This window comes from Methylobacterium oxalidis (genome assembly GCF_007992195.1).
Classification (GTDB): Bacteria; Pseudomonadota; Alphaproteobacteria; order Rhizobiales; family Beijerinckiaceae; genus Methylobacterium; species Methylobacterium oxalidis.
On record NZ_BJZU01000034.1, the window covers coordinates 69,242 to 92,412 of the forward strand.

At 71.7% G+C, this 23,171-nt stretch carries 21 protein-coding genes and 1 riboswitch; of the genes, 15 read left to right on the top strand and 6 right to left on the bottom strand.

The features are described from left to right. Window positions 1–18: 18 nt before the first annotated feature. Genes MOX02_RS10630 through MOX02_RS10640 form a run of 3 tightly spaced genes read right to left on the bottom strand, consistent with a single transcriptional unit; the run spans window position 19 to window position 1,360 of the window. The gene (locus tag MOX02_RS10630) at window positions 19–414 is read right to left on the bottom strand and encodes a DUF1636 domain-containing protein (RefSeq protein ID WP_174804905.1); all 396 of its coding nucleotides are present in this window, start codon (window positions 412–414) and stop codon (window positions 19–21) included. Continuing rightward, window positions 407–1,150: a CbtA family protein gene (locus MOX02_RS10635; RefSeq protein ID WP_147025764.1), complete on the bottom strand. Its 744-nt coding sequence runs from the start codon at window positions 1,148–1,150 to the stop codon at window positions 407–409. Before MOX02_RS10635 ends, MOX02_RS10630 begins: the two co-directional genes overlap by 8 nt. A gap of 27 nt (window positions 1,151–1,177) precedes the next feature. Further along, complete coding sequence (locus MOX02_RS10640) at window positions 1,178–1,360, bottom strand: CbtB domain-containing protein (RefSeq protein WP_147025765.1); 183 nt, start codon at window positions 1,358–1,360, stop codon at window positions 1,178–1,180. Between the two features lie 35 nt (window positions 1,361–1,395). Beyond that, window positions 1,396–1,589, bottom strand: a riboswitch (cobalamin riboswitch). Between the two features lie 118 nt (window positions 1,590–1,707). Here MOX02_RS10640 and cobU point away from each other — a divergent pair. Genes cobU through MOX02_RS10655 form a run of 3 tightly spaced genes read left to right on the top strand, consistent with a single transcriptional unit; the run spans window position 1,708 to window position 4,320 of the window. Continuing rightward, window positions 1,708–2,250, top strand: a complete 543-nt coding sequence (gene cobU, locus MOX02_RS10645; protein WP_174804906.1) for a bifunctional adenosylcobinamide kinase/adenosylcobinamide-phosphate guanylyltransferase — start codon at window positions 1,708–1,710, stop codon at window positions 2,248–2,250. Beyond that, complete coding sequence (gene cobO, locus MOX02_RS10650) at window positions 2,247–2,849, top strand: cob(I)yrinic acid a,c-diamide adenosyltransferase (protein WP_147025766.1); 603 nt, start codon at window positions 2,247–2,249, stop codon at window positions 2,847–2,849. The genes cobU and cobO overlap by 4 nt, the downstream gene beginning before the upstream one ends. Before the next feature lie 16 nt (window positions 2,850–2,865). After that, on the top strand, window positions 2,866–4,320 hold the full coding sequence (locus tag MOX02_RS10655; protein WP_174804907.1) for a cobyric acid synthase: 1,455 nt from the start codon (window positions 2,866–2,868) through the stop codon (window positions 4,318–4,320). A 12-nt stretch (window positions 4,321–4,332) separates the two neighbouring features. On the opposite strand, the gene cbiB is transcribed toward MOX02_RS10655, so the two are convergent. After that, window positions 4,333–5,325, bottom strand: a complete 993-nt coding sequence (cbiB, locus tag MOX02_RS10660; protein WP_147025767.1) for an adenosylcobinamide-phosphate synthase CbiB — start codon at window positions 5,323–5,325, stop codon at window positions 4,333–4,335. Here cbiB and cobD point away from each other — a divergent pair. Beyond that, window positions 5,324–6,334: a threonine-phosphate decarboxylase CobD gene (cobD, locus tag MOX02_RS10665; protein ID WP_147025768.1), complete on the top strand. Its 1,011-nt coding sequence runs from the start codon at window positions 5,324–5,326 to the stop codon at window positions 6,332–6,334. The two genes, cbiB and cobD, sit on opposite strands and share 2 nt — an antisense overlap. On the opposite strand, the gene MOX02_RS10670 is transcribed toward cobD, so the two are convergent. Continuing rightward, on the bottom strand, window positions 6,327–7,499 hold the full coding sequence (locus MOX02_RS10670; RefSeq protein ID WP_147025769.1) for an MFS transporter: 1,173 nt from the start codon (window positions 7,497–7,499) through the stop codon (window positions 6,327–6,329). The two genes, cobD and MOX02_RS10670, sit on opposite strands and share 8 nt — an antisense overlap. Before the next feature lie 329 nt (window positions 7,500–7,828). Between MOX02_RS10670 and MOX02_RS10675 the strand changes: the two genes are divergently transcribed. The 6 genes from MOX02_RS10675 (at window position 7,829) to MOX02_RS10700 (ending at window position 14,133) form a co-directional block, all read left to right on the top strand. Beyond that, on the top strand, window positions 7,829–8,032 hold the full coding sequence (locus MOX02_RS10675) for a hypothetical protein (protein ID WP_147025770.1): 204 nt from the start codon (window positions 7,829–7,831) through the stop codon (window positions 8,030–8,032). Between the two features lie 143 nt (window positions 8,033–8,175). Further along, entirely contained in the window at window positions 8,176–9,585 is a 1,410-nt protein-coding gene (locus MOX02_RS10680) for a malonyl-CoA decarboxylase (RefSeq protein WP_147025771.1), read from the top strand. A 65-nt stretch (window positions 9,586–9,650) separates the two neighbouring features. Next, the gene (locus MOX02_RS10685) at window positions 9,651–11,171 is read left to right on the top strand and encodes a malonate--CoA ligase (RefSeq protein WP_147025772.1); all 1,521 of its coding nucleotides are present in this window, start codon (window positions 9,651–9,653) and stop codon (window positions 11,169–11,171) included. A 99-nt stretch (window positions 11,172–11,270) separates the two neighbouring features. Next, complete coding sequence (locus MOX02_RS10690; protein WP_147025773.1) at window positions 11,271–12,428, top strand: YihY/virulence factor BrkB family protein; 1,158 nt, start codon at window positions 11,271–11,273, stop codon at window positions 12,426–12,428. Between the two features lie 69 nt (window positions 12,429–12,497). Beyond that, on the top strand, window positions 12,498–12,929 hold the full coding sequence (gene msrB, locus MOX02_RS10695; RefSeq protein ID WP_147025774.1) for a peptide-methionine (R)-S-oxide reductase MsrB: 432 nt from the start codon (window positions 12,498–12,500) through the stop codon (window positions 12,927–12,929). A gap of 262 nt (window positions 12,930–13,191) precedes the next feature. Then, window positions 13,192–14,133 carry a CYTH domain-containing protein gene (locus MOX02_RS10700; RefSeq protein WP_147025775.1) on the top strand — a complete coding sequence of 314 codons (942 nt, stop codon included), beginning with the start codon at window positions 13,192–13,194 and terminating at the stop codon, window positions 14,131–14,133. 30 nt (window positions 14,134–14,163) lie between these two features. Here the strand turns inward: MOX02_RS10700 and MOX02_RS10705 are convergent, their stop codons facing one another. After that, window positions 14,164–14,592: a L,D-transpeptidase gene (locus MOX02_RS10705; protein WP_238179910.1), complete on the bottom strand. Its 429-nt coding sequence runs from the start codon at window positions 14,590–14,592 to the stop codon at window positions 14,164–14,166. Between the two features lie 224 nt (window positions 14,593–14,816). Between MOX02_RS10705 and MOX02_RS10710 the strand changes: the two genes are divergently transcribed. From MOX02_RS10710 to metH, 5 genes are all read left to right on the top strand, one after another. After that, window positions 14,817–16,217 carry a dicarboxylate/amino acid:cation symporter gene (locus MOX02_RS10710; protein WP_147025776.1) on the top strand — a complete coding sequence of 467 codons (1,401 nt, stop codon included), beginning with the start codon at window positions 14,817–14,819 and terminating at the stop codon, window positions 16,215–16,217. A 7-nt stretch (window positions 16,218–16,224) separates the two neighbouring features. Then, the gene (locus MOX02_RS10715) at window positions 16,225–17,139 is read left to right on the top strand and encodes an ROK family protein (RefSeq protein WP_147025777.1); all 915 of its coding nucleotides are present in this window, start codon (window positions 16,225–16,227) and stop codon (window positions 17,137–17,139) included. A gap of 55 nt (window positions 17,140–17,194) precedes the next feature. Then, window positions 17,195–18,211, top strand: coding sequence for an ArsR/SmtB family transcription factor (locus MOX02_RS10720; RefSeq protein ID WP_147025778.1), 1,017 nt, complete (start codon window positions 17,195–17,197; stop codon window positions 18,209–18,211). 71 nt (window positions 18,212–18,282) lie between these two features. Continuing rightward, window positions 18,283–19,200 (top strand): methylenetetrahydrofolate reductase [NAD(P)H], encoded by a 918-nt coding sequence (gene metF, locus MOX02_RS10725; RefSeq protein WP_147025779.1) that lies wholly within the window; start codon window positions 18,283–18,285, stop codon window positions 19,198–19,200. 64 nt (window positions 19,201–19,264) lie between these two features. After that, window positions 19,265–23,014 (top strand): methionine synthase, encoded by a 3,750-nt coding sequence (gene metH / locus MOX02_RS10730; protein ID WP_147025780.1) that lies wholly within the window; start codon window positions 19,265–19,267, stop codon window positions 23,012–23,014. The last annotated feature ends 157 nt before the right edge of the window (window positions 23,015–23,171 follow it).

The window sequence follows — 23,171 nt, forward strand, 5'->3', positions numbered from 1 at the left end:
TGTCTCGCAGGAACTGGCTCAGCGGCCGGCGGGCCCTTCGCCGCGCGGCGGGATGCGGGCGACGACGCCCTTGCGGAATGCCTCCGGCCGCGCCCGCCAGGGCACGATGCCGTCCGGAGCCTCGGCGTAGAAGCCGATCCCGTCGAGGATGGTCCGGGCGGAGTGGCCGGGATCGAGGTCGCCGTAGACGTAGGTCCACCGGCCGGGGCCGGCGACCGCCACGGTGCAGGGCCGCTTGCAGACCGAGAGGCACTCCACCGGCTCGACGCGCAGGGCGCCCGCCGGTCCGGCCTCAAGTTCCGCCTGGATCGCCGCGAGGAGCCGGGCGCCCGCACGCGGGCCGTCCCCGTCCCCCTCCGCGCGGCAGGTGGTGCAGACGTAGAGCACCACCGGCTCCGAGGCGGTATCAGGCACGGGCCGGCGCCTCGGCCCGGTGCCCGAAGACCTGCCAGGCCCAGCCGAAGGCGAGGCCGATCATCGCCCAGAACACGAAGGCGATGCCGAGGGAGCGCGCGGCGAACTGGGCCGCGAGGACAGCGGGCAGGGCGGAGGTCTCCGCGGGCGGCACCGGCGCCCCGGCCAGATGCGGCGCGACGATGAGCACGAGGCCGCCGAGGATCGTGACGGCCGCCCGCCGGATCAGGATCAGGTAGAGGCCCATCGCCGTGGCGGCGGCGGTCATCAGCCACCACGCCTGCCGGGTGGCGAGCGGCGCGGCCTCGCTGCCCGGCAGTTCCGGCGGCAGGCCGAGGGCGGGGGCGAGCGCCACGGCGGCGAACCCCGCCAACGCGAAGGCGAGCGCCCGCTCGGGCGTCGGCTCGCGGCGGCAGGCGAGCATCGCGGCCCCGAGCAGCAGGGCGTAGCCGACGCCGCCGATCAGGGTCGCGAGCCCGGTGAAGGCCATGCGCGGCAGGCCGGGACCGGGCTGCCACGCCGCCTCGGCCTGAGCCTTGCCGTCGCCGTGGTCGTGGCCCGAACTGTGGGCGAGGACGATCGGCAGGCGGGCGTCATCCGCGTCGAGGGCGGCGTGCGTCTCGTAGCGCTCGGCCGCGATGATGAGCGGCGAGGTCAGCGCGAGCTGCAGGCCCGTCGCGACGACGGCCGCGAGGAAGCCGGCGACGAGGGCCGCCGACAGGAGCCGGGTGATCATGACGTCTCTGCGGGTCCGGCAGAGCGGTCAGTGGCAGGGGAAGTTCTGGGTGTGCCGGAAGTCGTGCGCCGCGTTGTGCAGCGCCGAGGCCGGCGCGAAGCCCGCCAGGAACACGAGGCCGATGCCGAGGAAGGCGGCGATCACGATCGCGGCGGCGCCCTCGCTCGCGCGGGTGCCGGTGGTGCCGAGGGTCTGGACGTTCGTCGACATCGGGTCAGGTCTCCGGCCGCCCCGCCGGCGGCGTTCGAGGAAAGCGGGGGACGGCAGGTCTCCTGGCTCGCGGGTCGTCGCGCCTGCCGCCTTCCCGGTGGCCCCGGTGGCGTCCTGGCAGGAGCTGACCGCTCACAGTTGCGGGGGCAGCCGCGGAATCGAGGCCGAAACCCCTCACCGCATTCCCTTTTCACCCCGTCGCCGGGGCACCGTCGTCCGAGGCTTCTAGCCTGTCGCGCGGTCCCGCACAACGCGGGCCGGTTCACCTCACGCGATTCTTTCGACTGGGGACGGAGGCCGGGGACAGGGCTTTTGACCGCGATGGGCGCTTGGGGCAAAGGAGCCCGATGCTTCAGGCCGCTCCCCGCATGACCCTGGTGCTCGGCGGCGCCCGCTCGGGCAAGAGCACGCACGCGGAGGCGCTGATCGAGTCCTGCCCGCCGCCCTGGACCTACCTCGCGACGGCGCGGGCCTGGGACGACGAGATGCGGGCGCGCATCGCCCTCCACCGCGAGCGCCGGAGCGAGGGATGGATGACGCGGGACGTGCCGCGCGACCTCGCCGACGCGATCCGAGAGGCACGAGGGCCCGTGCTCGTCGACTGCCTGACGCTCTGGCTCACCAACCTGATGCTGGACGAGGCCGACCTCGCCGAGGCGTGCGAGGATCTCGCGGCGGCCTGCGCGGAGGCCGCGGGGCCTCTCGTCCTCGTCTCGAACGAGGTCGGGCTCGGCATCGTGCCGGACAACGCCATGGCCCGGGCCTTCCGCGACGCCGCGGGGCGCCTCCACCAGCGCCTCGCGCGCGAGGCGGACCGCGTCGTGTTCGTGGTCGCCGGGCTCCCAATGGTCGTCAAGCCCGCGACGGGACAGGGAGGAGAGATCGGATGAGCGACGAGGACGCGCGCCACCGCGAGAAGATGCTGAAGCGCAAGGCCGTGCAGGACGCCGAGGTCGCCTCGAAGACGATCGAGAAGGGTCTCCTCATCGTGAACACCGGCCCCGGCAAGGGCAAGACGACGGCGGCGCTGGGCCTCGCGGTGCGGGCCCTCGGGCGCGGCTGGCGGGTCGGCATCGTGCAGTTCATCAAGGGCGCCTGGGACACAGGCGAGAAGCACGCGCTGCAGGCGTTCGGAGACCGCGTCGCTTGGCACACGCTCGGCGAGGGCTTCACCTGGGAGACGCAGGACAAGGCCCGCGACATCGCCGCCTGCGCGCAGGCCTGGGCTCAGGCGCAGGCCCTGATGGCGGACCCGACCATCCGCCTGCTCGTCCTCGACGAGTTGAACATCGCGCTCCGCTACGACTACCTCGACGTCGAGGCGGTGGTGGCGGTCCTGCGGGCGCGGCGGCCGGACCTGCACGTCGTCGTGACTGGCCGCAACGCCAAGGCGCCGCTTGTCGAGGCCGCCGACCTCGTCACCGAGATGGGCAACGTGAAGCACCACTTCTCGGCGGGCGTGAAGGCGCAGGAGGGGATCGAGTTCTGATGGGCGCGATCCGCGCATGACCCGTGCCCTCATGATCCAGGGCACGGGCTCGGATGTCGGCAAGTCGCTGATCGTGGCGGGCCTCGCCCGCGCCTTCGTGCGCCGGGGCCTGCGCGTCCGCCCGTTCAAGCCGCAGAACATGTCGAACAACGCCGCCGTCACGGCGGATGGCGGCGAGATCGGCCGCGCCCAGGCGCTGCAGGCGCGGGCGGCCGGCGTCCCGCCCTCGGTGCACATGAACCCCGTCCTGCTGAAGCCCCAGAGCGAGGTCGGCTCGCAGGTGGTGGTGCAGGGCCGCATGGTCGGTACCGCGAAGGCGCGCGACTATCAGGGCTGGAAGCCGCGGCTCCTGGCCTCGGTGCTGGAGAGCTTCGGCCGATTGCGGGAGGAAGCCGACCTCGTCCTCGTCGAGGGCGCGGGCTCGGCCTCCGAGGTCAACCTGCGCGCGGGCGACATCGCCAACATGGGCTTTTCCCGCGCCACCGGCACGCCGGTGGTGCTCCTCGGCGACATCGATCGGGGCGGCGTCATCGCGAGCCTCGTCGGCACCCGGGCCGTGCTCGACGAGGCTGACGCCGCGATGGTGCGCGGCTTCATCGTGAACCGCTTCCGGGGCGATCCGAGCCTGTTCGCGGACGGCATGCGGATCATCGCCGAGCGCACCGGCTGGGAGAGCCTCGGCCTCGTGCCGCACTTCCCCGAGGCCGCCCGCCTGCCCGCCGAGGACGTGCTCGGGCTGCGGGGCTCCGAGGCGGGGGATGGCGCGCGCACGGTCGCCGTTCCGGTTCTACCCCGCATCGCCAATTTCGACGATCTCGACCCCCTGCGCACGGAGCCCGGCTTGCGGGTGGTGCTGGTGCGGCCCGGCGAGGCGATCCCGGGCGACGCCGACCTCGTCCTGCTGCCGGGCTCTAAGACGACGATCGAGGACCTCGCCTATCTTCGGGAGCAGGGCTGGGACATCGATATCCGGGCGCACCTGCGCCGGGGCGGCCGGGTGCTCGGCCTGTGCGGCGGCTACCAGATGCTCGGCCGGACGATCAGCGACCCGCACGGTATCGAGGGCGAAGCCCGCAGCGTCACGGGCCTCGGCCTGCTCGACGTCGAGACGGTGATGACGCCGCTGAAGCGGCTCGAGGCGGTGACGGGGCGGAGCGTCGCCGACGACGTACCGTTTGCCGGCTACGAGATGCATATCGGGGAGACCGTGGGGCCCGACGCCGCGCGCCCGCTGCTGCGCCTCGCGGAGGGCCGTGTGGACGGGGCGGTCTCCGCGGACGGGCAGGTGATGGGCACCTACGTCCACGGACTCTTCGCCGACGACCGTCAGCGGGCGGCCTGGCTCGCGCGCCTCGGCGCCGCGTCGGCCGGTACGGATTACGAGGCCGGAATCGAGGCGACGCTGGACGCGCTCGCCCGGCACATCGAGGCGCATGTCGATTGCGACCGGCTGCTCGGCCTGGCGCGGTGAACCGGCGGCCCGTCAGGCCGCGAGCAGGGTGGCGAGCACCGCCGCCAGTCCGAACAGCAGCGCGCAGGCGGTCCGGTAGACCCGGAGCGCCCGCTCGATGTCGGCGGGCGTCGCCTCGGCGCGGCCGTCCCCCATCCAGGCATCGGCGACGCGCTCGCCCCCGTAGACCCGGGGGCCGGCAAGGCGGAGCCCGAGGGCGCCGGCCATCGCCGCCTCCGGCCAGCCGGCATTCGGCGAGCGGTGGCGGCGGGCATCCCGCCGCACGGCCTCCCAGGCGCCCCGGGCCGAGGCGCCGCGGGTGAGGCGGGCGGCGGCGACGATCAGCAGCGCCGTGAGGCGGGAGGCGGGCAGGTTCACGAGATCGTCGAACCGGGCCGCGGCCCAGCCGAAGGCGGCGTGGCGGGGCGTGCGATGGCCGATCATGCTGTCGGCGGTATTCGCCGCCTTGTAGATGAGGCCGCCGGGCAGGCCGCCGAGGCCGATCCAGAAGGCCGGGGCCACGATGCCGTCCGAGAAGTTCTCGGCGAGGCTCTCGATGGCGGCGCGGCAGACGCCCGCCTCGTCGAGCGTCTCCGGGTCCCGCCCCACGATCATCGAGACGGCCCGCCGCCCTCCCGGCAGGCCCTCCCGGCGCAGGGCCGCGGCGACGCGGGCGACGTGCTGGTCGAGGCTCCGCTGGGCCGGCAGGCTCGCGCAGAGGAGCGCGACGAGGAAGAGGCCGAGCACGGGCCCTCCGAGCCCCGCGACGGCGGTCAGAGCGAGGCCGGCGCCCGCGGCCGCCGCGAGCAAAATGACGAGGGCGAGGACGCCCTTGAGGCGGCGCGCGCCCGTCTCGCCACGGTTCAGGCCGCGGTCGAGGGCGGCGATCAACCGACCGATCCAGGTGACAGGGTGGCCGAGCGCCCTGTAGAGCGCGTCCGGATAGCCCGCCGCGGCCTCGATCACGAGGGCCAGGGCGAGGATGATGAGCGTGTCGGGCGGATGGGCGAGGGTGGTCCAGGACATGGGGTCTCAGGGAGGAGCGGGGGGCGGCGCGCCGGTCGTGAGCCACGGCGGCGACCTTGACGCCGCGCGCAGCCTGTTCCCGGCGGCGCCCGAGCCGTGGATCGATCTCTCGACGGGGATCAACCCGGTCCCCTATCCCTGTCCGCCGCTGGCGGCCAGCCTGCTCCAGCGGCTGCCGGCGCCGGGCGACCTTGCCGCCCTCCTGGGAGCCGCCGCCGCGGCCTACGGCGCCGACCCGGCCGGCATCGTCGCCGCGCCGGGCACGCAGATCCTGATCGAGACCCTGCCGCGCCTGCGGCCGCGCTCGCGCGTGGCGGTGGTCTCGCCGACCTACGCCGAGCATGCCGCCGCCTGGGCGCGGGGCGGCCACGCCGTCACGGCCGTGCCGGATCTCGAGGGGGTCGGCGGGGCGGAGGTCGTCGTCGTCGTCAACCCGAACAACCCGGACGGCCGCGCCTGGCCGGCGGCGGACCTCCTCGCGCTGGCCGAGCGCTTGCGCGCGCGGGGCGGCCTCCTCGTGGTGGACGAGGCGTTCGCGGACCTGGAGCCCGTTCGGAGCCTGTGCTCAGACGCGGGGCCAGGCCTCGTCGTGCTGCGCTCCTTCGGCAAGACCTACGGGCTCGCTGGCATCCGCCTCGGCTTCGCGGTGGCCGAAGCCGCGCTCGGCCGGCGGATCGCCGCGGCGCTCGGGCCCTGGGCGGTCTCGGGCCCGGCCCTCGCGATCGGGCGCGCCGCCCTCGCGGACCTGCCTTGGCGGGAGGCGGCCGCCCTGGCCCGCCGGGCTGATGCGGGCCGCCTCGACCGTATGATCGCGCGGGGCGGCGGCCGCGTCGTCGGCGGCACCGCTCTGTTCCGCACCGCGGATTTCCCCGATGGGCCTGCCCTGTTCCGTCGCCTCGGCGGGGCGGGCATCTACGTGCGCCGCTTCGCCGAGGCGCCGCAGCGCCTGCGCTTCGGCCTGCCGCCCGACAAGGCCGCGTGGTGCCGCCTGTCGCGGATCCTCAGGTAGCCGGCGGCCGGGGCCTGTCGAGCACGGCGACGAGGAAGGCGAGGCCCGATAGGACCGCGCCGACCGCGCACACGCCCGGCCAGCCCGCAGCCAGGAAGGCTCGGGAGCCAGCATAGGCCCCGAATGCCCCGAACACGAACATCGCGGTGAACAGCACCGTGTTGATCCGCCCCCGCGCGCCGGGGACGAGGGCGTAGGCCCGGGTCTGGTTCGCGATCAGCGCGCCGTTCAGCCCGATATCGACGAGGAGCACGCCGACGCCGACGCCGACGAGCGACGTGCCGCCCCAGATCCAGAGCACCGCGAAGGCGGCGACGACGCACAGGCTGCCCGCCACCACGACGGGGCGCGCCCCGCGCCGGTCCGTGAAGCGGCCGGACATGGGCGCGACGAGCGCGCCCGCCACGCCGATCACGCCGAACAGGCCGGCACCCGCCGCCGTGAGGTCGAAAGGCGGCGCCTCGACGAGGAGCGCGAGCGTTGCCCAGAAGGCGTTGAAGCTCGCGAAGAGCAGGGCCTGCGACAGGGTCGCGGTGCGCAAGGTCGGTTGCGTCCGCACGAGGTAGAGGATCGAGAGCATCAGCGCCCGGTAGCGAAGGGGCTTCGTCCGCGGCGTGCGCGGCAGCGTCGCAGCGGCGATTCCCGCCATCGCGATCGCCACGCCGGAGGCCGCGAAGAACACGGCCCGCCAGCCGAACTGCGCACCGAACAGGCCGCTCACCGTGCGGGCGAGCAGGATGCCGGTGAGGAGCCCCGTCATCACCTGGCCGACGATGCGCCCGCGGCTCGCGTCGGGGGCGAGCTCGGCCGCGAAGGGCACGGCCTGCTGCGCCGCCGAGGCGAGGAAGCCGATCAGGAGGCTCGCGAGCGCCAGAGCCGACAGGTCCGGGCTCGCCCCGGCCAGCAGCAGCGCGAGGCTCAGCGCGGCGAGCTGGCCCATGATCAGGCTGCGCCGCGGCAGGCTGTCGCCGAGCGGCACGAGGCCGAGGATGCCGAGCCCGTAGCCGATCAGGCAGGCGGTCGGCACCCAGACCGCCGCCCGCGCGCCGAACTCGGAGACGAGCAGCGCCAGGAGCGGCTGGTTGTAATAGATGTTGGCGACGGCGCCGCCCGCGATCAGCGTCAGCCCGAGCCGGGCGCGGGTCGTGAGATGGGGTGTCTGCAAGGGAGGGGTCTTGGTGCGGGGAGGCCGTCAGAGCCCCTAGGCTGCCCGCTCCGGTCCTGCAACCGCCCTGGGCGCCGGCCTGGCCCGCCTCGCGCAAGTGGCGGGAAACGACCCCGTCCCGCTCGCGGATCGGCGAACAATGTTCACCCCTTTCATCAGGGTTCGCTCACCACCATATCACAATCGTTGCGGCAGAAGGACTTATGCCCGGCTGCCGCGCCGAGTGCCCTTGGAAACGTTCGCGTTTCGGGCTCTCATCGGGGTGCGACGATCGCCGCTCGCTGATTCGCACCCGCGACAGGCTTTCGCTGGACAACAGGGAGTTCCGCATGCCGAACTACCGCGTCAGTTTCGCCAAGCAGATTCTGGGGGTGCCCTTCACCGTCGGCTCCGTGGAGATCGCGCGGGCGCGCGATCCGGAGCGTGCGCGGCGGGCCGCCGAACTCCGCTTCGCGCGCCTGCACGGCGTCGATGACTGGCGCGAGCGGGCGGACCGTTGCGAGATCGCGGCGACGGAACCTCATCGCGCCTGAACCGCCGCCGCCGGGGGGCAGACCTCTGGTCCTCCCGGCGCGCCCGGCCTAGAACGGCTGCGCTGGCCGTCCCGTCACGACGGCCGCACATCCTGAGCGGGTAGCGACCTCGGAGCAGGTGGCGACGGAGCGGACGGCGTTTCATGGCGGCGATCTCTTTCTTCGGCGACCTGCTTCAGACGATCAGCGACCGCGGCCGCGACCTCATCAGCTTCGGCCGCGGCGACCTCGCCGCGAAGGCGAACGCGCCCGAACTCGTCAAGCTCTGCGAGGATCTGATCTCCCGCCGCGGCGAGGCTTCGGGCGTGGCGCTCGCCCGCCTGATCCTCGACCGCTACGCGAGCTTCCCCCGGCCCGAGCGCCACGCCTTCCTGCGCCTAATCGCGCAGGAATTCGACGCCGACCATCGCGCGGTGGACGCGGCCATCGCGGCCTACCGCGCCGACCCGACCCGCGCGCGCCTCGGGCACCTGCACGAGGCGGCCGAGCCCCGCAGCCAGGAGCTCATCCGCCGCCTCAACCTCGCCCGCGACGGGACGCTCGCCCTGGTGCGGATGCGCGAGGATCTGATGGACCTGCGCGCGGCCCTGCGCGGAGAGGAGGGGGCGGAGCCAGACCTGATCGACGCCGCCGACAGCCTCGACTGCGATTTCGAGCACCTGTTCGCCTCGTGGTTCAACCGGGGCTTCCTGGTGCTGCGCCACATCGACTGGACGACGCCCGCCCACATCCTGGAGAAGATCATCCGCTACGAGGCGGTGCACGAGATCCAGGGCTGGGACGACCTGCGCCGCCGCATCGAGCCCCCGGACCGGCGCTGCTTCGCCTTCTTCCACCCGGCCCTGGTGGACGAGCCCCTGATCTTCGTCGAGGTGGCGCTCACCGGCGGCATCGCCGCGGCCATCGCTCCGATCCTCGCCAACGAGCGCGACCCGCTGCCCGCGCGCGCGGCCACTACCGCCGTGTTCTACTCGATCTCGAACTGCCAGCGGGGGCTGGCCGGCGTCACCTTCGGCAACTTCCTGATCAAGCAGGTGGTGGAGGATCTCGCCCGCGAGATCCCCTCCCTCAAGACCTTCGTGACCCTCTCGCCGGTGCCGGGTTTCGCCCGCTGGCTCGACCGCGAGCGCCGCGCCGACGCGCCGCAGGGCCTGAGCAAGGAGGATGTCGAGACCCTGCGCCTCCTGGAGCAGTCGGATTGGCAGGGCGACAAGGCGAAGTGCGAGGCGGTGCGCAAGGCGATGCTGCCGGGAGCGGCGGCCTATTTCCTGCGCGCAAAGAACGACCGCGGCCGGCCCCTCGACCCCGTCGCCCGTTTCCACCTCGGCAACGGGGCACGGCTTGAGCGCCTGAACTTCCTCGGCGACACCTCGCCAAAGGGCATGAAGCAATCCTACGGGCTGATGGTGAACTACCTCTACGATCTCTCGGCCATCGAGAAGAACCACGAGACCTACGCCAACCTCGGCACGGTCGCGGCCTCCGGCACGGTGAGCCGCGAGCTGCGCGCGAACCTCCCGCCGCCGCGGGCCGTGGCGCTTGCCGACGCCTGAACCCCCGATCCTGCGGACGAGCCACCCCTCGTCAGAAAAACGGGCGATGTGCTAGGCACCCGCGCATGACGAACCACCTCTTCGACCTCGTGCGGGCCGGCCTGCCCGCCGACCCCGCGGCCAAGACCTTCATCGAGACGCCGGACGGCACGACGCTCACCTACGCCGATCTCCTCGCGCGCTCCGCGGCCTACGCGAACGCCCTCGTCGCCCTCGGCGTGACGGTCGGCGACCGCGTCGCCGTGCAGGTCGACAAGAGCCCGGAGGTGATCTTCCTGTATCTCGGCGCCGTGCGGGCGGGGGCGGTCTTCCTGCCCCTCAACACCGCCTATACGGGCGCGGAGATCGCGTACTTCCTCTCGGACGCCGAGCCCGCCCTGTTCGTCTGCGACCCGGGCCGGCGCGAGGCGCTGGAGCCCGTCGCTGAGGCGGCGGGCGTGAAGGCGCTGCGCACCCTCGGCGGCGACGGGCGCGGAAGCATGGCGGAGGCGGCCGACGCCGCGGCCACGACCCTCGCCGACGTCGAGCGCGCGCCGGACGACCTCGCGGCCATCCTCTACACCTCGGGCACGACCGGGCGCTCGAAGGGCGCCATGCTGACGCATGAGAACCTCGCCTCGAACACCCGCACCCTGGTCGATCTCTGGCGCTTCACGGCCGACGACGTGCTGATCCACGCCCTGCCGGTGTTCCACACCCACGGCCTGTTCGTAGCCACGAACATCGTCCTCGCCACGGGCGGCACCATGCTGTACCTGCCCCGGCTCGATCCGAAGAAGATCCTCGAGTTGATGCCCCGGGCCACCGCCATGATGGGTGTGCCGACCTTCTACACCCGCCTCCTCAAGGAGCCCGGCCTGACGGGGGAGGCCGCCGCTTCGGTCCGCCTCTTCATCTCGGGCTCGGCGCCGCTGCTCGCCGAGACGCACCGGGAGTGGCAGGCCCGCACCGGGCACGCCATCCTCGAGCGCTACGGCATGACCGAGACCAACATGAGCACCTCGAACCCTTACGAGGGCGCCCGCATCGCCGGCACGGTCGGCTTCCCGCTGCCGGACGTGGCATTGCGGGTGGTCGACCCCGACACCGGCGCGCACCTGCCGGCGGGCGAGGTCGGCATGATCGAGGTCAAGGGCCCGAACGTGTTCAAGGGCTACTGGCGCATGCCCGAGAAGACCGCCGCCGAGTTCCGGGCGGACGGGTTCTTCATCACGGGCGACCTCGGCAAGGTCGATCCGGACGGCTACGTCCACATCGTCGGGCGGGGCAAGGACCTCATCATCTCGGGCGGCTTCAACGTCTACCCGAAGGAGATCGAGACCGAGATCGACGGCCTGCCGGGCGTGGTGGAATCGGCGGTGATCGGCCTGCCCCACGCCGATTTCGGCGAGGGCGTCACCGCCGTCGTGGTCGGGGGCGAGAACGCCCCGGACGAGGCCGCCGTGCTCGCCCATCTCGAAGGGCGGCTCGCCAAGTTCAAGCTGCCGAAGCGCGTGCTCTTCGCCGACGACCTGCCGCGCAACGCCATGGGCAAGGTGCAGAAGAACGTCCTGCGCGAGATCCATGCACAGCTTTATCGGTCTTGAGGCGCCGCGCGCCTGTAGGGTGCGCGGAACGGCGCGTCCGCGCTGACGTTCTTGGCTCCGTGCGCGGGGCCCCGCGCAGCCTCCCGAGCCCTATCCCGCATGACAGCGTCCCCGTCCCGCCCGCCCGCCACGCCCGAGCCCGGCGCGGGCGGCTCGATCCTGTGGACCCTCCTCGTCGGCACGGCGCTGATCGCGCTCGCCGCCGCGCCGAAGGGCCGCCGCCCGTCCTCGCTGCCCGAGGCGGAGCCGGTCCGCGCGAGCGACGGCGGCGCCCGCTCCCACACGGGTCGCGCCGCGGAGCTCGTCGGCGCGACGCAGCCGGAGCGCGGCCGCAAGGCCCGCAACCCCACCGAGATCACGGGCGCCGGCTGGAAGGACATCGCGGTCCGGGTCTATCTCGAGTTCAACAAGGACCGGGTCCTGTCCGTGGCCGCGGGCGTCACGTTCTACTCGCTTTTGTCCCTCTTCCCCGCAGTCGCGGCCCTCGTCACCTGCTACGGGCTCTTCGCCGACGTCGGCGTGATCAACCAGCATCTCGCCAGTCTGCAGGGCGTGCTGCCCTCCGGCGCCGTCGAGATCATCGGCGACCAGGTCAAGCGGATCGCCTCGAAGGGCGGGGGCGCCCTCGGCGTCACCTTCTTCACGAGCCTCCTGATCTCCCTCTGGAGCGCGAACGCCGCCATGAAGGCGATGTTCGACGCCCTTAACGTCGTCTACGAGGAGGAGGAGAAACGCTCCTTCCTGATGCTGAACCTGCGGTCGCTGACCTTCACGGCCGGCGCGCTCCTGTTCATCATCTTCGCGCTCACCTCGATCGTGGTGCTGCCGGTGGTGTTCGCCTTCATCGGCATCAGCGACAGCGCGTGGTTCATCGCGCTGCTGCGCTGGCCCGCGCTCCTCGTGGTGTTGCTCGCCGGCCTCTCCGTGCTCTACCGGTACGGCCCGAGCCGGGAGCGCGCGCGCTGGCGCTGGGTCGGCACCGGCAGCCTCGTCGCCTGCATCCTCTGGCTCGTCGCCTCGCTCCTCTTCTCGTGGTACGTGGCGAACTTCGGCAACTACAACGAGACTTACGGGTCGCTGGGCGCGGTGATCGGCTTCATGACCTGGATCTGGATCTCGGCCACGATCGTGCTGCTCGGCGGCGAGATCAACGCCGAGATGGAGCACCAGACGGTCCGGGACACGACCACCGGCCCCGAACTGCCGCTCGGCGCCCGCGAGGCACGCATGGCGGACTCGGTCGGGGCGGCGGCGTGACGCCGCCTCCCGCAGGGGGCGGCCTGTCACCATATCGGGCCCGAGACCCGAGACACACTGGAGGACACCATGGCCGACACGATCGCCGGCACCGGCCCCGAGGCCCGCACCGAGGCGGAATGGCGCGCCGCGCTCACCCCCGAGCAGTACCGGGTCCTGCGTGAGCACGGCACCGAGCGCGCCGGAACGAGCTGCCTGCTCGCCGAGAAGCGCGACGGCACCTTCGCCTGCGCCGGCTGCGGCACGCCGCTCTTCGTCACCGGCACCAAGTTCGAGTCCGGGACAGGCTGGCCGAGCTTCTTCGATCCGCTGCCGGACGCCGTCGAGACGCGGACCGACCGCAGCCACTGGATGGTGCGCACCGAAGTCCACTGCGCCCGCTGCAAGGGCCATCTCGGCCACGTCTTCAATGACGGTCCCCCGCCCACGGGCTTGCGCTACTGCATGAACGGGGCGGCGCTGACGTTCGAACCGGCCGCCGGCGGCCAAGCATCCCTTTGATGGGGAAAGGGTTCGTACGGTAGATGTCGGTCCGTCCGCGGTCTTGATTTCGACGCCTTTTTCCTTAGTCCCTGATGAACCCTGAGCCGAAATGTCTCGCGAGACCGAGGAATAGGCGGGGCGGGGCGAAGATTCTCGGGTTTCGCGGCAAAGCTGTTGGCGCGGCAACCGAAAGTCTTCGCATCCAGCCTCGGTCCTCCGAGACATGACGGTACGAGCGTCCACCCGTCGGCGGCGGGCGGCGAATGCGCGGAGGCTGAGTATGAGTGTCGTTCGGCGGTTTCTCGTGGCACCGTCCCTGGTGCGTCTGATCCGCAAGGAACGCGGCGGGTCCCGCATCACCGAAGGTTACTTCGCGCCCCAGGCCGGCCGCACCTCCTTCGTGCGCGTCGATGGGCAGCAGTGCCACCTGATCCTCGTGACGACGGGCCAGGACGGGAGCGCCAGCGAGGAGCGCACCGACGTGCCGCGCGCCCACGGCGACGCCCTTCTCGACGTCTGCACCGGCAAGGCGGCCTACGACCGCACGACGCTGAACGTGAACGGCCGCGAGGTGCGGATCGACCGCTACGTGAGCCCCGGCAGCCTCGACCTCATCAGCATCGCCTTCGACAACGAGAACGACGCCAACTCCTTCGTCGCCCCGGTCTGGTTCGGCCGCGAGGTCTCGCAGGACGCGGCCTACGAGCGGCACACGGTGGCGCTCCAGGGGCCGCCGCAGGCCGGCGAGATCTCCATCAACAACGCCGCCCTCGACGCGGTGCTCGACCTGATCGAGCCCCGCTTCGGCTTCGGCCGCTACAACGCCCCGAAGGCCGCGGAGGGCCGCCCGGCCGAGGGAAAGTCCGGTGAGGACGACGGCGTGGTGAACGCGCTGCGCCGGATCGCCGGCACCGGTGCCCCGGCGGCTGCGGCCGCCGCGCCGGCCGCGGCCGCGGCCGCCGTCATCGCCGCGCCCGCTCCCGAGGCCCCGGCGCCGGAGCCTGCCCCGGAGCTCGAGCCGCAGGCCGCCGCTCCCGAGGAGCCCGAGGCCGCTCAGGGCGACGCCCGCATCGACGACGTGATCGAGAGCCTGTCGGCCGCCCTCGGCGCGGCGATCCACCAGCCGCAGGAGGCGCAGAACGAGGCGCCCCGCGAGGACGACACGACCTCCGCCTTCGAGCGCTGGACCGTGCGGCCCCGCCGGACCCAGCAGCAGAACTGAGGACGGGCGCCGCCGGTCCTCCGGCGGCGCTCAGTTCCGGATCAGCACGCGCGCGCCGCCGTAGATCCGGGTCAACTGGAAGAGCGTGCGGGCGTTGCCGGGGCTCAGCCGGATGCAGCCGTGGCTCGCCCGGCGGCCGAGATGGCCCACCGCGTAGGTTCCGTGGATGGCGTAGCCGCCGCGGAAGAACATGGCGTGCGGCATCGGCGAGCCGTGGTACTTCCGCGACCGCCACATCGGCGCCATCAGCCCGACCCGGTAGCTCCCGTTCGGCGTCACGAAGCCGCGACGGGCGGTCGAGACCGGCCAGTCGTAGGCCAGCATACCGTCGACGTAGACCCGCATGCGCTGGCTCGACTGATCGATCCGCGCGACGATTCCGGCGCAGGCCGGTCCCCCGCCCGCGAGAAGGAGGAGGACCGCCAGAGCGGCGTTCCGCAGGGCGTGAGGGAGGGGCACGGCGCGGCTCGTCGGTGCGCGGCCTATGCCGGCCGCATCACTCCCTGAGTGAGGCTGCGCGGCCGTCTTGGGAAGATCGTCTTCCGCGACATCGACAGCTTTTGTAACACTCCGGCCGAGTCCGACTACCGAGGCCGAGTTGAGCGCCCGGGGCAACTTCGTTAGCGTCGCGAAAAACCAACAGAGATCAGGAAGGGCGCGCAGCGGCGCGCACGGGTGAGGACATGTCCCAGGCGACGACCCCCGCAGCACCGACGACGGCCGCCCCCGCGACAGCGACAGCCAGCGAGCCCTGGTACAAGGTCCTCTACATCCAGGTCCTGATCGCGATCGCGCTCGGCATCGCGGTGGGCTATTTCTACCCGGATTTCGGCAAGTCGCTGAAATGGCTCGGCGACGCTTTCGTGGCGCTGATCAAGATGATGATCGCGCCGATCATCTTCTGCACCATCGTTCACGGCATCGCCTCGATCGGCGACCTCAAGAAGGTCGGCCGCGTCGGCCTCAAGGCCCTGATCTACTTCGAGGTGGTGTCCACCGTCGCGCTCCTGATCGGCGTCCTCGTCGGCGAGATCATCCAGCCCGGCGCCGACTTCCACGCCGACCCGTCGAAGCTCGACGCCAGCAAGGTCGCGACCTACGCGAGCAAGGCGGCTGCCGACTCAACCGTCGCCCACATCATGGCGCTGATCCCGAAGAGCTTCTTCGACGCCTTCGCCACCGGCGACCTGCTGCAGGTGCTGCTGATCTCGATCCTCACCGGCGTCGTCGTCACCGGCATGGGCGCGCGGGCCGAGGGCATCTCTCACGCCATCGACACGGCGGGTCAGGTCTTCTTCCGCATCATCGGCCTCATCGTGAAGCTCGCGCCGATCGGCGCCTTCGGCGCCATGGCCTTCACAATCGGCGAGTACGGCATCCAGAAGGTGGTCGATCTCGCCTGGCTCGTCGGAACCTTCTACGTCACGGCGCTGCTCTTCGTGATCGTGGTGCTAGGCGGCATCGCGCGCTTCGCCGGCTTCTCGATCTTCCGCTTCCTCGCCTACATCAAGGACGAGTTGCTCATCGTCCTCGGCACCTCCTCCTCGGAGACCGTGCTGCCGCACATGATGACGAAGATGCGCCGCCTCGGCTGCTCCGACTCGGTGGTCGGCCTCGTCATCCCGACCGGCTACTCGTTCAACCTCGACGGCACCAACATCTACATGACGCTCGCGACCCTGTTCCTGGCGCAGGCAGTGGGGGCCGACCTCTCGATCGGCCAGTACGCGACCATCATCATCGTCGCGATGCTGACCTCGAAGGGCGCTTCGGGCGTGACGGGGGCCGGCTTCATCACGCTCGCCGCGACGCTCGCCGCGATCCCGAACAACCCGGTGCCGGTGGCCGCGATGACGCTGGTGCTCGGCATCGACAAGTTCATGTCCGAGTGCCGCGCGCTGACGAACCTCATCGGCAACGGCGTCGCCTGCGTCGTCGTCAGCCGCTGGGAGGGCGAGCTCGACGCGACGAAGCTCAACGAGGTGATGGCCCACCCGGTCTCGATCGGCACCCACATCTCCGACGAGTCGCCCGAGCCGATGGATACGAGCGAGCGCGCCCCGAAGGTCGCCGCCGCGCAGTGACGGGCGAATGAGCGCGGAGACCTTCCGCCTCGGCATCGATCTCGGCGGCACCAAGATCGCCGGCATCGTCCTCGACCGGGCGGGCCGGGCCCTCGCCGAGGGCCGCATCCCGGCGCCGCGCGGGGCGTACGGGGCGACGGTCGAGGCGGTGACGGGCCTCGTCCGCCGCCTGGAGGCCGAGGCCGAGGGCGCCTGCAGCGTCGGCATCGGCATGCCGGGCGCGGTCTCGGCCCGCACCGGGCTCATCAAGAACGCGAACTCGACCTGGCTCAACGGCCGGCCCTTCGTCGCCGACCTCTGCGCCGCGCTGGGCCGCCCCGTGCGGGTCGAGAACGATGCCAACTGCCTCGCCGTCTCGGAGGCCGTCGACGGCGCGGGGGCGGGTGCCGAGACCGTCTGGGCGATCATCCTCGGCACCGGGGTCGGCTCCGGCATCGCGATCCGGGGCCGGGTGTTGTCGGGGCGGGACCGCATCGCGGGGGAGTGGGGCCACAACCCGCTGCCGGCGCCCCGCGGCGACGAGCGCCCCGGCCCCGCCTGCTACTGCGGCCGGAGCGGCTGCATCGAGACCTTCCTGTCCGGGCCCGGGCTCTCGGCCGACCACGCCCGGCGCACGGGCGATCCCCTTTCGGGCGAGGCGATCGTCGCCGCGCTCCGCGCGGGCGACGCGGGAGCGCGGGCCACGTTCTCCGTCTATCTCGACCGGCTCGGGCGCGCCGTCGCCCACGTCGTCAACATCCTCGACCCCGACGTCATCGTCATCGGCGGCGGGCTCTCCCGGGTGCCCGAACTCCTCGCCGGGCTGCCCGCCGCGACCGCGCCCCACGTCTTCTCGGACGCGTTCGACACGCCTGTCCGCCCGAGCCTGCACGGGGACGCCTCGGGCGTGCGCGGCGCGGCGTGGCTGTGGAACGAGGGTTGAGGCGGGTCGACAAAGACTCTTGCCAACGGCTCGCGACGCACATAAAGATATCTTTATGTCTAACGAGCGCACCATCGCGGCAGCTCCGGTCCCCTTCGCGGACGCCCTCGGCGTCCTGCGCGCGGCGGCCGAGGAGACGCGCCTGCGCATCCTGGCCCTGCTGGCGGACGGTGAGCTCTCGGTCTCCGACCTCACCGACATCCTCGGCCAGTCGCAGCCGCGCATCTCGCGCCATCTGAAGCTCCTTGTGGAGGCCGGGCTGATCGAGCGGCACCGGGAGGGCGCCTGGGCCTTCTTCCGCCTCTGCGAGGGGGCCGCGGGCCTCGTCGATCCCCTGATCGCCGGGCTCGACCGCGGGGTGCCGCCGCTCTCGGAGGATCAGGCCCGGCGCGAGGCGGTGCGGGCGCAGCGCGCGGAGGCCGCGCAGAGCTTCTTCGCGCGGCTCGCCCCGAAATGGGACCGCCTCCGCTCCCTCCACGTGCCGGAGGCCACCGTCGAGGCGGCGGTGCTCGAGGTGCTGGGCTCGCGCCCGATCCAGAGCCTCATCGATCTCGGCACCGGCACCGGCCGCATGCTGGCGCTGCTCGCCCCCCGCGCCGGCCGCGCCACCGGCCTCGATTCGAGCCACGCCATGCTGTCGGTGGCGCGCGCGAATCTGGAGCGGCTCGGGTTGTCGCGGGTGGATCTGCGCCAGGGAGACATCCACGCGCCGCCCTTCGGCCGCGGCAGCTTCGACCTCGTGGTGGTGCACCAGGTTCTGCACTATCTCGACGATCCGACCCGGGCCCTGCGCGAGGCGGCCCGCCTCGTCGCGCCGGGCGGGCGCCTTCTGGTGGTCGATTTCGCGCCGCATGATCTCGAGTTCCTGCGCGAGTCGCAGGCCCATCGCCGGCTCGGCTTCGCCCCCGAGCAGGTGTCGGCCTGGCTCGCCGAGGCCGGGCTCGGCTCCGTTGAGACCCGCGATCTCGCCCCGACCGCGCAGGCCGAGCACCAGCTCACCGTCACCCTCTGGCTCGCCGAGGAGAGCCGAGAGGGCCTGGACGATCTCGCCGAGGAGCGTGCGGTCGCCTGACCGCCCGCAGGAATGCAGCGCCTGCGCCGGCCGAGCCGGGGCGGGTCGAACGGAACCACAAGAGGACCGCCATGCCCGCTTCCACCTACCGCGCGAGCCGCGAGGGCTGCCGCCCGATCCGGGTCTCCTTCGAGTTCTTCCCCCCGAAGACCGAGGAGATGGAGAGGACGCTCTGGTCGTCCATCGAGCGCCTCGCACCCCTGCACCCGAGCTTCGTCTCGGTGACCTACGGCGCGGGCGGCTCGACGCGCGAGCGCACCCACAACACCGTGGCCCGCATGGTGCGCGAGACGAACCTGAAGCCCGCCGCCCACCTCACCTGCGTCAACGCCACCCGGGACGAGGTGGACGAGGTGGTGCGCTCCTACTGGGACGTCGGCGTGCGTCACATCGTGGCGCTGCGCGGTGATCCGGCCGAGGGCGTCGGCTCGGCCTACGCGCCCCATCCGGGCGGTTACCGGCAGACCTGCGACCTCGTCGCGGGCATCAAGCGCATCGGCGACTTCCAGGTCTCAGTTTCGGCCTACCCGGAGAAGCACCCGGAGGCCGCCTCCCTCGACGCCGACATCGACGCCCTGAAGGCGAAGGTCGATGCGGGCGCGGACCGGGCCATCACGCAGTTCTTCTTTGAGAACGACGTGTACCTGCGCTACGTCGACCGGGTGCGGGCGCGCGGCATCGACATCCCGATCGTGCCGGGCATCCTGCCCGTGCAGAACTTCAAGCAGGCGGCGAACTTCGCCCGCCGCACCGGCGCCTCGGTGCCCGAGTGGCTCGCCCACCGCTTCGAGGGGCTCGACGACGACGTCGACACCCGCCGCTTGATCGCGGGCGCGGTGGCGGCCGAGCAGGTGCTCGACCTCGTGGACCGCGGCATCCACGACTTCCACTTCTACTCGATGAACCGCGCCGACCTCGTCTACGCGATCTGCCACCTGCTCGGCCTGCGCGCCGAGCGCCCCGCGGCGGCGGAGCGCGCGGCGGCCTGACATCCGCAGCATTCACGCCTGCCCGCGCGGGGCGGGGGATGACCGTAGCAACCCGAGAGACCTGATGACCGACTTTGCCCCCGTCGACGGCCGCGAGATCGAGCGCGCCCTGCGCCAGCGCGCGCGGGAGAAGATCCTGGTGCTCGACGGGGCGATGGGCACCGTCATCCAGCGTCTCAAGTTCACCGAGCAGGATTTTCGCGGGGACCGGTTCAAAGACCACGCCCACGATCAGAAGGGCAACAACGACCTCCTGATCCTGACGCAGCCCGACGCCATCCGGCAGATCCACCTCGACTACTTTCTGGCGGGCGCCGACGTCTGCGAGACCAACACCTTCTCCGGCACCACGATCGCCCAGGGCGATTACGGCATGGAGTCGATCATCCACGAACTGAACGCGGAGGGGGCGCGGCTCGCCCGCGAGGCGGCCAAGCTCGCGGAAGAGCGGGACGGGCGCCGCCGCTTCGTGGCCGGCGCCATCGGCCCGACGAACCGGACGCTCTCGATCTCTCCGGACGTGAACAACCCTGGCTATCGCGCCGTCACCTTCGATCAGGTCCGCGACGCCTACGCCGAGCAGGTGCGCGGCCTCATCGCGGGCGGGGCCGAGCTGATCCTGATCGAGACGATCTTCGACACGCTGAACGCGAAGGCCGCCGTGGCCGCGGCCTGGCAGGTCTTCGAGGAGACCGGCATCCGGCTGCCGATCCAGATCTCGGGCACGATCACCGACCTGTCCGGCCGCACCCTGTCGGGCCAGACGCCGACCGCCTTCTGGCACGCGCTGCGCCATTCCAGCCCGCTCACCTTCGGCCTCAACTGCGCGCTCGGCGCCCGCGAGATGCGCGGCCACATCAGCGAGCTGTCGCGCGTCTGCGACACCCTGGTCTGCGCCTACCCGAATGCCGGCCTGCCGAACGAGTTCGGCCTCTACGACGAGAGCCCGGAGGCGATGGGCGCGCTCGTGGGCGAGTTCGCCGAGAGCGGCCTCGTCAACATGGTCGGCGGCTGCTGCGGCACCACGCCGGACCATATCCGCGCCATCAGCGAGGCGGTGGCCGGCAAGAGCCCGCGCAGAATGCCCGAGATCGCGCCGCTGATGCGGCTCTCGGGGCTCGAGCCCTTCACGCTCACGAAGGAGATCCCCTTCGTGAACGTGGGCGAGCGCACGAACGTCACGGGCTCGGCCAAGTTCCGCAAGCTCATCACCAACGGCGACTACGCGGCGGCCCTCGACGTCGCCCGCGACCAGGTGGCGGCCGGCGCTCAGGTCATCGACGTCAACATGGACGAGGGCCTGCTCGACTCGAAGAAGGCGATGGTCGAGTTCCTCAACCTCGTCGCCGCCGAGCCCGACATCGCCCGCGTGCCCGTGATGGTCGATTCCTCGAAGTTCGAGGTGATCGAGGCCGGCCTCAAGTGCCTGCAGGGCAAGGCGATCGTGAACTCGATCTCGATGAAGGAGGGCGAGGAGAAGTTCATCCACGACGCGAAGGTCTGCCGCTCCTACGGCGCCGCCGTCGTCGTGATGGCCTTCGACGAGAAGGGCCAGGCCGACACGCTGGAGCGCAAGGTCGAGATCTGCAGCCGCGCCTACAGGATCCTCACCGAGGAGGTCGGCTTCCCGCCCGAGGACATCATCTTCGACCCGAACATCTTCGCGGTGGCCACCGGCATCGAGGAGCACAGCCCCTACGGCGTCGCCTTCATCGAGGCGACCCGCCAGATCCGCGAGACCCTGCCCCACGCCCACATCTCGGGCGGCGTCTCGAATCTCTCCTTCGCCTTCCGCGGCAACGAGCCCGTGCGCGAGGCGATGCACGCGGTCTTCCTCTACCACGCGATCCATGCCGGCATGGACATGGGCATCGTCAATGCCGGCCAGCTCGCGGTCTACGACGAGATCCCGGCCGACCTGCGCGATCTCTGCGAGGACGTGGTGCTGAACCGCCGGGACGACGCCACCGAGCGGCTCCTCGAATCCGCCGAGCGCTTCAAGACGGGCGGGGCCGCCCAGGCCAAGACCGCCGACCTGTCCTGGCGCGAGGCCCCGGTCGAGAAGCGGCTCGAGCACGCGCTGGTCAACGGCATCACCGAGTACATCGTGGCCGACACCGAGGAGGCCCGCCAGCAGGCCGAGCGCCCGCTCCACGTCATCGAGGGTCCGTTGATGGCCGGCATGAACGTGGTCGGCGACCTGTTCGGCTCGGGCAAGATGTTCCTGCCCCAGGTCGTGAAGTCGGCCCGCGTGATGAAGCAGGCGGTGGCCTATCTCGAGCCCTTCATGGAGGAGGAGAAGAAGGCCAACGGCGGCAGTGCGCGCAGGGCCGCCGGCAAGGTGCTGATGGCGACCGTCAAGGGCGACGTCCACGACATCGGCAAGAACATCGTCGGCGTCGTGCTCGCCTGCAACAACTACGAGATCATCGATCTCGGCGTGATGGTGCCGGCGGCCAAGATCCTCGACACGGCCAAGCGCGAGAACGTCGACATCGTCGGCCTCTCGGGCCTGATCACGCCCTCCCTGGACGAGATGGTGCACGTGGCCGGCGAGATGGAGCGCGAGGGGCTCGACGTGCCCCTCCTCATCGGCGGAGCCACCACGAGCCGCGTCCACACGGCGGTGAAGATCCACCCGGCCTACAGCCAGGGCCAGGCGGTCTACGTCACCGATGCGAGCCGCGCGGTCGGCGTCGTGTCGAGCCTGATCTCCGAGGAGACCCGCGCGGCCACGATCGAGAAGGTGCGCGCCGAGTACCGCAAGGTGGCCGATGCCCACGCCCGCTCGGAGGCCGACAAGCAGCGCCTGCCGATCGCCAGGGCGCGCGCGAACGCCTTCAAGATCGACTGGTCGGGCTACGCGCCGACGAAGCCGAGCTTCACCGGAACCCGCGTCTTCCGCAGCTACGAGGTGTCGGAGCTCGTCCCCTACATCGACTGGACGCCCTTCCTGCAGACCTACGAGTTCAAGGGCCGCTACCCCGCGATCTTCGAGGATCCGGAGCAGGGGCCGGCCGCCCGCGCCCTGTTCGAGGACGCGCAAGGCATGCTGCGCCAGATCGTCGAGGAGCGCTGGTTCAACCCGAAGGCCGTGGTCGGCTTCTGGCCGGCCAACAGCGTCGGCGACGACATCGCCCTCTACACGGGCGAGAGTCGGCAGGAGCGGCTCGCGACCTTCCACGGCCTGCGCCAGCAGCTGACGAAGCGCGACGGTCGCGCCAACACCTGCCTGTCGGACTTCGTGGCCCCGGCCGAGAGCGGGATCGCCGACTACGTCGGCGGCTTCGTCGTCACCGCGGGGCTCGAGGAGGTGCGCATCGCCGAGCGCTTCGAGCGGGCGAACGACGATTACCGCTCGATCCTCGTGAAGGCCCTGGCCGACCGAATCGCCGAGGCCCTCGCCGAGCGCATGCACGAGCGCGTGCGCCGGGAGCTCTGGGGCTACGCGGCCGCCGAGACCTTCTCGCCCGAGGACCTGATGCGGGAGGAGTACGACGGCATCCGCCCCGCGCCCGGCTACCCGGCCCAGCCCGATCACACCGAGAAGGTGACGCTGTTCGAACTGCTCCGCGCCGAGGCGCAGACGGGGGTGAAGCTCACCGAATCCTACGCCATGTGGCCGGGCTCGTCGGTCTCGGGCCTCTACATCGCCCACCCGGAGGCGCACTATTTCGGCGTCGCCAAGGTGGAGCGCGATCAGGTGGAGGACTATGCCGTCCGCAAGGGGATGGACGTGGCCGAGATCGAGCGCTGGCTCGGTCCGATCCTGAACTACGACCCGGCACGCTATCTCCGCGCTGCGGCGGAGTAAGCGGAAGAGCCTCCGGGTCTCGGTGAGGCGAAATCTGCCAAAGCTGCAGTATCGAGGGCCGCAAAGAGCATTTGCGGTCTTTCGTTCCCGCCAGAACTTCGGCTTGGATCAAGGTCTTTCTTAAATGTGCCGCCCCTAACCTCCTGGAAATCGGGAG